Consider the following 6,207-nt stretch of genomic DNA (forward strand, 5'->3'; position numbering starts at 1 on the left):
ACAAATTGCAGCTTGAAAAATGCAAAAATGGGAAACAAAATTATTATTTTTTTGTCTTGATTTTTCAGTCCAGTATCCTATTTGATGTGTACTAATTTATAAGTTAGAAGACAATAGAAAAAGCACTAAATCTATTGTAGATTAAATGGTAAATCGGACTATAATAGACAATATAGTAAACGAATTGATTTAATATACGTATTTGGATAGATAAAATGAGATTATTTGGTTATGCAAGAGTATCAACTTCCGATCAATCATTAGAAATACAAAAACAAGCTCTTAAAAAAGCAGGAGTTATCGAGTCAAGAATATTTTCTGACAAAACAACAGGTAGTAATCTTGAACGAGAAGGGCTAAAATCATTAATGGTGAAAGTTGAGGAAGGTGATGCAGTGTTAATTACTAAACTGGATAGATTAGGTAGGGATACAGCAGATATGATCAGCCTGATTAATCACTTTGATAAAATGAATGTAGGGGTACGTTTCTTAGATGATGGTATTAACACGGAAGGAGCTGCTGGTAAAATGGTAGTAACGATTTTATCAGCAGTAGCACAAGCAGAACGTCTGAGGATTTTAGAGCGTACCAATGAGGGGCGACTTGAAGCAAAGCTCAAAGGCATAAAATTTGGAGCTAAACGCAGGATTGATAGAAAGCAATTGCTGCAATATCATGAACAAGGTATTATTGGAACTAGTTTAGCTAAAAAAATGAGTATCAGTCGTGCTGCTGTATATAAGATACTCAAAGAAGAGCGAACAAATGTTGGCTAAATGATAGATAACAAGTAAGTAGCAAAATGCCAAAAAAACCTAAACATGACCAGCTTTTTAAAAGAATTATGGGCAATGAAATAGCTGCACAAGAATTTTTAGAGTATTATCTACCGAGTAATTTTAAAGAACAGTTAGATTTATCAAAAATTAAAGTAGAGAAAGAAAGTTATATTGAAGAGAGCTTGAGAAGAAAATATAGTGATATAGTTTATGCTGTAAGCACTAAAAATAAGGAGAGTGCTTTTATCTACATTTTATTAGACCATCAGTCAACAAGTGATTATTGGATGGCACTAAGGCTTTGGAAATATACGTTACTATTATGCGAAAGACATAAAAAGAATAATGATAAGCTACCACTAATCTACCCAATGATTATGTATAACGGTGTAGAGGAATATAGTGCACCAAGAAACATATGGGAATTGTTTACTGACCCTATGCAAGCTAAAGAGTTAATGGTGTCAGATTATCAATTAGTAGATTTACAGAGTATGTCGGATGATGAGATAGTTCAGCAGAAGCATTTAGGAATGATGAGCTATGTCATGAAGCATATACATCAACGAGATATGCTTAAATTGTGGGAGGAGTTTTTAAGAAGGTTTAAGCTAGAAGTGTTAATAGATAAAGAGAATGGTTATATTTACTTAGAATCGTTTTTATGGTATACTGACGCTAAGTTGCAAGAAGAACAGCAATTAGAATTAGAGCAAGTACTAGCCAAATATTTATCGGAAGAAGAACAAGGTAACATTATGCGAACTATTGCACAAAAGTATATTGATGAAGGCAAAGCTGAGATAGTTAAAAATTTACTAAAGGCTGGTTTATCTGTTGACTTTATTACTCAATCTACCGGCTTGAGTCGGTCGCAAATTGAGTCTTTGTCCAAGTAAGTGTGGAAAATTTTGAGTCTTAAGTGGATAGTATTTAAAACCAGAGGAAAAGCTTATGCAGTTTTACTGCAAGTATACGATTGATAACCGCTATCCTCTCAGAAATTAATGATGATTGGATTACTGATAAACCTTATTTACATATTAATACATAAAAAAATGAACGATAAAATGTGAATTTACAGAATTAATGTTGCTTTATCTAAATATAAATAAAATTGTAAAGTTTATTGTTTTCTAAAACTAGAAATGATAGCATGACGCTTTGAGTCTTTTTTAACATTTTTATATTGAAAGGGCAAAAACTTTAAATAATACATGTAAAATTATGGATAAAAAAAGTAAAAGGGAATCAAGTAGTATTATAAGTCAGCAGAGTATTATCTCCACTCAATCTTCAGGCTCATCGATAAATCTGCCTAGCGGCAGCAGTGCTGAAGTATTACACTCTACGCCTACAGCTTCTTCGCATATTACAAAAAAACATAAATCATATGTTTACAAGTTTTTAGAACATCTCTTTAAAATAAATATGAGTCAAGATGCTTTAGTAGATATCATAATTAATGAGGATATAAACGATAATCAAATCTTAATAGTGGGACGTCCTAAACTATGGCTTTGTTGCATGAATCAGATTTTGAAAGTGTTGTTTAATTTTTGTCAAAAATCAGGCAAATTTTTTGGTATCCGGCATGCCGAGTTTTGTCATGATATTAAGAATATTAGCAGCTACTTTACTTTCGGTTTTTTGGTTTAAAAAAGTTCTAGATTTTAATTTGTTTCCTATAATTGATTTGTAACGGTAGATAGCGTTTTCTGCTTTGGCTCGCCTGCCGTAGTTGGTATGTTTTTGCCATCGCTTTCGTCCTTGTTCCATAAGACGAATATTGTCTAATCTTAATTTAGAGTCATCGGGCATTTCTGCTCTGAACCCTAAGTTTGGCGGTACTACTGCTTTTATAGGAATTTCATTACCATGTTGATTCTGATGGGCGATTAATGCTTTGTATGTAGAGGGTTGGTCATATGCTCCGTCAGCTAGTACGGTATCTATTGGACTATCAATTTCCTCAAGTAATGTGCCTATCGTAGCACAATCACTAATATTGTGAGTCGTTAATTCAGAGCTTGCAATATATCCGTTTTCATCAACAGCGATATGAAGCTTTCTCCACGATTTCCTTGCTTTCAGTGCGTATTTTTCTTCCTGCCACTCCTGCTCGCCGTAAATCTTTATACCGGTACTATCGACGCAAAGCGTTACGGGATCACGATTTGCCCTACGGTGCCGTGACACTTTAAGTTTTTTTGTTCTTCTTGAAATAGTAGTATAATCAGGCGTTTTGAGCTCGAGATTCAGCAGTTTTATAATTGATTCTACAAAACCTTCGGTTTGCCGTAAATGCTGTTTGTATACTAATCCAAGCCTCACGCATGTCTCAATAGCAAGATCGGAATAGATCGCTTGACCGCCCCGCTTCTTATGTACGGATACGGGATTATTCCATTTTGCTACCGCTTCCCCTGAAAACCAAATTATTAGACTACCACGATTTTTTAATGATTGATCGTACTCACGTGAATTACTGATTTTGTATTTAGCTCGGGCAAATTTATGACGATAAGGATATTGGTGTTTGTTCGGCATATTTACCTTAAAAAAAGAGGATATCTTAACTCCTTAACTTTACTATTTCCACTGCTTTTTTTATTTATTCAAAAACTCGATTTACTCCAAATTCCGATTCATGCAACAAAGCCTTATGGAACAAGGACGAAAGCGATGGCAAAAACATACCAACTACGGCAGGCGAGCCAAAGCAGAAAACGCTATCTACCGTTACAAATCAATTATAGGAAACAAATTAAAATCTAGAACTTTTTTAAACCAAAAAACCGAAAGTAAAGTAGCTGCTAATATTCTTAATATCATGACAAAACTCGGCATGCCGGATACCAAAAAATTTGCCTGATTTTTGACAAAAATTAAACAACACTTTCAAAATCTGATTCATGCAACAAAGCCATTATAATCAACGATGATATAAGTAATAATCAAACCACAATAGTAGGACGTACAAAATTATTAGGAAGTTCAACTAAGCAAATGCGTCATGTTACCCCATATACTTTCATAGAGAAAGCTATTAAAGCAACAATTGTGGCAACAGAAGGAAAGAGTGATTATATATCATACATCGATAATATAGTAGAAGCTATTAAGCCACTAATAAAAAGCAAAGAAGGCATCTGCTTAACAGCAGATCAATATTCTAAATTAAGATCCAGTATTACATTACAGGATGAAGAAGCTAAAACATTTATGTTTTCTACTATCAGTAAGGCACAAAAGAAAAATGAGTATCACTTAATATACAATGAGGCACTGATAGGTAAATTCGAAGAATGTCAAAATTTTTCAGAAGAGGAAAGAAGGAAGGCTAGAGACGACTTCAAGATTAAGTTTGAGAAATATATTAATTATGGCATTAAATATCTTACTGAAGAAATCTTGGATCCAAAAGATGTTAATACTATAACAATAACTTGTGAAGGAATTGCTAGGATAATATTAACTCTGTTTAATCAGGATCAATACGCTGCTTTTCCTGAAGAAGGAAATTCTTTACTAGAAGAAATTCGTTTATATGAAACTAAAGATGATGCACAACAAGCTGCAAAATTAAAGTTAGAAAAGCAGAGATATACTGTAAAATCTCATAATGAGATAACCAAAGAGGATATGTCAAAATATGATTCTTGTATTAGAATTGTAGATAATGAAGGATCGATAGTAAAAAAGACAGTAAAGGCACTATATATTATAAATTCGTTAATATCAAGTAAGTTTTATAATATTTTCACAATAGAGAATACTCAAGAGCAGGAACAGTATAATACTAAATATAATTTCAATATTAAAATAAACAATATTAAAATAAATGATGTAGATATTGCTAAATATAATCAGGCGATTGATTTTCACAATAATTTGCATGATGTTTTCCAACATCATGCAGCAAAATATTTATATGCAGTATTTGATTTCAAACCATTGGAAGCAAAAGTATTAGCACCTAAACAAAGAGATGATACTACTATAATTAAAGTTTACCCTTCCGCTAGCGGGGAAAGGAAATCTGAATATTCTGTTCAAGACGGTATTCAATATCGTACATCAGAAGTTAATGGTGCAAAGGGTTATAACGATGCAGCAATATTTCGTTCAGAAATGAGCAGTCAGGATACAAAAGATGTATTACAGAAAAAAATTATCAATCATATCATAATTTCACTAATGCCTTTTAAGGCAATAAAAATAGGATGTACACACAATACAAATCAAGAAGGAATTAAGAAAATACTCAACTCGTTTGTAGAGTTAGTACAAAAAGACTATAATGGTTCTAAAGATTATATTGGAAAAGAAATCAATTTGGATGATACTTGGGCAAAACAGATTACTGACGAATATGTGAGATATAGTGAGTCTATTAATTTAAGTGGTATATCTGAACCTATATCAGATAATTATGATATTTAACTAACAAATGAATGTGCTATAGTCTTTGGTACTATGGATTAAATATAACAAAGTAATAGGTAAATTATATGCATAAAAGTACTTTACAAATGGCATTAGAGGAAGCTGCTTCTAAAATTTTAGTCAGCGGGATCTGTCATAATAACACTGAGTCTATCACAAAATGGGTAGAAGAAAATTTAATTAATGATAATCCTAATACTAGTGATAACAAAAAAATTGCTTTTTATGAAGCAGAAAAATCACTGATTAAGAAGTATATTGCTGAAAATAATTTAGAGCAGTTAACTACACTTATTAATGCAATTGACAACGAAAAATTTAAAGATGATCCAAATTATCAAAAATTAAAAGTAAATGAATGTAGAGTTTTAGCAAATGCTATAATAGAAGCAAAAAGATACTTAGAAGAAGATAAAAGTATGTATAAATATCTGCATACACTACTAGATACTAAGTATAAAGAGCTAACAGATGAAGGGTATAGAAGTAAGATATCAGATAAAATCACTGAGGCTTTATCTGTTGTCCAATACTCTGATACTGAATCTTCAGAAGTGCCAACCGCAGGAGAAATACACCAATACTGTACTATTCTGTGATTTAGGGTCTATCAGAAAGATTGTGTAAGTATGATATCAGAGTTAGTCCATCTTTGATCGACATTTGCCCATTTTTGGTCATCAGTACCACAAAGTATGGCAAATTGATTCAAGGCAACTGACCAATCTTTAATTGGTATTATCTCTTATGTCTACAGCCTTTTTGACGGAGCGACTAGTTAGTTCTTCATAAATATATCAATGTTGGCATTCTTGGTATATCATACATCAAGCAAAACTTTAATAAACCTGAACAATTTGGTATTCTAAAATAAATATATATAGTCTCCCCGTCAAAAGTATAATGGTCTCCATATTTTGGACACAAAAATAGAAGAAATGAGATAGAATTCTTTAGCAAAAAAGGAGAGCTAGAG

8 protein-coding genes are annotated in these 6,207 nt (G+C 32.2%); 6 read left to right on the forward strand and 2 right to left on the reverse strand.

The window, feature by feature from the left end; translation table 11 throughout:
- The first annotated feature begins 215 nt into the window (after positions 1-215).
- From RiCNE_RS05255 to RiCNE_RS07320, 3 genes are all read left to right on the forward strand, one after another.
- On the forward strand, positions 216-779 hold the full coding sequence (locus tag RiCNE_RS05255; protein ID WP_094649550.1) for a recombinase family protein: 564 nt from the start codon (positions 216-218) through the stop codon (positions 777-779).
- Positions 780-805: 26 nt separating this feature from the next.
- Complete coding sequence (locus RiCNE_RS05260) at positions 806-1,681, forward strand: Rpn family recombination-promoting nuclease/putative transposase (RefSeq protein ID WP_094649551.1); 876 nt, start codon at positions 806-808, stop codon at positions 1,679-1,681.
- A 328-nt stretch (positions 1,682-2,009) separates the two neighbouring features.
- A complete protein-coding gene (locus RiCNE_RS07320; protein ID WP_133062951.1) occupies positions 2,010-2,441 on the forward strand; it encodes a hypothetical protein in 432 nt (143 codons plus the stop codon).
- On the opposite strand, the gene RiCNE_RS05265 is transcribed toward RiCNE_RS07320, so the two are convergent.
- Positions 2,352-3,332 (reverse strand): IS5 family transposase, encoded by a 981-nt coding sequence (locus RiCNE_RS05265; protein ID WP_094649552.1) that lies wholly within the window; start codon positions 3,330-3,332, stop codon positions 2,352-2,354. The two genes, RiCNE_RS07320 and RiCNE_RS05265, sit on opposite strands and share 90 nt — an antisense overlap.
- A gap of 115 nt (positions 3,333-3,447) precedes the next feature.
- Between RiCNE_RS05265 and RiCNE_RS05270 the strand changes: the two genes are divergently transcribed.
- From RiCNE_RS05270 to RiCNE_RS05280, 3 genes are all read left to right on the forward strand, one after another.
- Positions 3,448-3,657, forward strand: coding sequence for a hypothetical protein (locus tag RiCNE_RS05270; RefSeq protein WP_157905691.1), 210 nt, complete (start codon positions 3,448-3,450; stop codon positions 3,655-3,657).
- 134 nt (positions 3,658-3,791) lie between these two features.
- Positions 3,792-5,228: a hypothetical protein gene (locus RiCNE_RS05275; RefSeq protein WP_094649554.1), complete on the forward strand. Its 1,437-nt coding sequence runs from the start codon at positions 3,792-3,794 to the stop codon at positions 5,226-5,228.
- Positions 5,229-5,296: 68 nt separating this feature from the next.
- Entirely contained in the window at positions 5,297-5,830 is a 534-nt protein-coding gene (locus RiCNE_RS05280) for a hypothetical protein (RefSeq protein WP_094649555.1), read from the forward strand.
- Between the two features lie 187 nt (positions 5,831-6,017).
- Here RiCNE_RS05280 and RiCNE_RS07810 read toward each other — a convergent pair.
- The coding region (locus RiCNE_RS07810; RefSeq protein WP_204839958.1) for a hypothetical protein at positions 6,018-6,207 on the reverse strand (190 nt) is incomplete at its 5' end.

Origin of the sequence: Rickettsia endosymbiont of Culicoides newsteadi (assembly GCF_002259525.1) — a bacterium.
Classification (GTDB): domain Bacteria; phylum Pseudomonadota; class Alphaproteobacteria; order Rickettsiales; family Rickettsiaceae; genus Tisiphia.

What these genes read in the sequence shown, in the direction of transcription:
- RiCNE_RS07320 (WP_133062951.1), top strand. Translation starts at nt 2,010, where the DNA reads ATGGATAAAAAAAGTAAAAGGGAATCAAGTAGTATTATAAGTCAGCAG.
- RiCNE_RS05270 (WP_157905691.1), top strand. Translation starts at nt 3,448, where the DNA reads ATGGAACAAGGACGAAAGCGATGGCAAAAACATACCAACTACGGCAGG.
- RiCNE_RS05265 (WP_094649552.1), bottom strand. Translation starts at nt 3,332, where the DNA reads ATGCCGAACAAACACCAATATCCTTATCGTCATAAATTTGCCCGAGCT.
- RiCNE_RS05275 (WP_094649554.1), top strand. Translation starts at nt 3,792, where the DNA reads ATGCGTCATGTTACCCCATATACTTTCATAGAGAAAGCTATTAAAGCA.
- RiCNE_RS05260 (WP_094649551.1), top strand. Translation starts at nt 806, where the DNA reads ATGCCAAAAAAACCTAAACATGACCAGCTTTTTAAAAGAATTATGGGC.
- RiCNE_RS05255 (WP_094649550.1), top strand. Translation starts at nt 216, where the DNA reads ATGAGATTATTTGGTTATGCAAGAGTATCAACTTCCGATCAATCATTA.
- RiCNE_RS05280 (WP_094649555.1), top strand. Translation starts at nt 5,297, where the DNA reads ATGCATAAAAGTACTTTACAAATGGCATTAGAGGAAGCTGCTTCTAAA.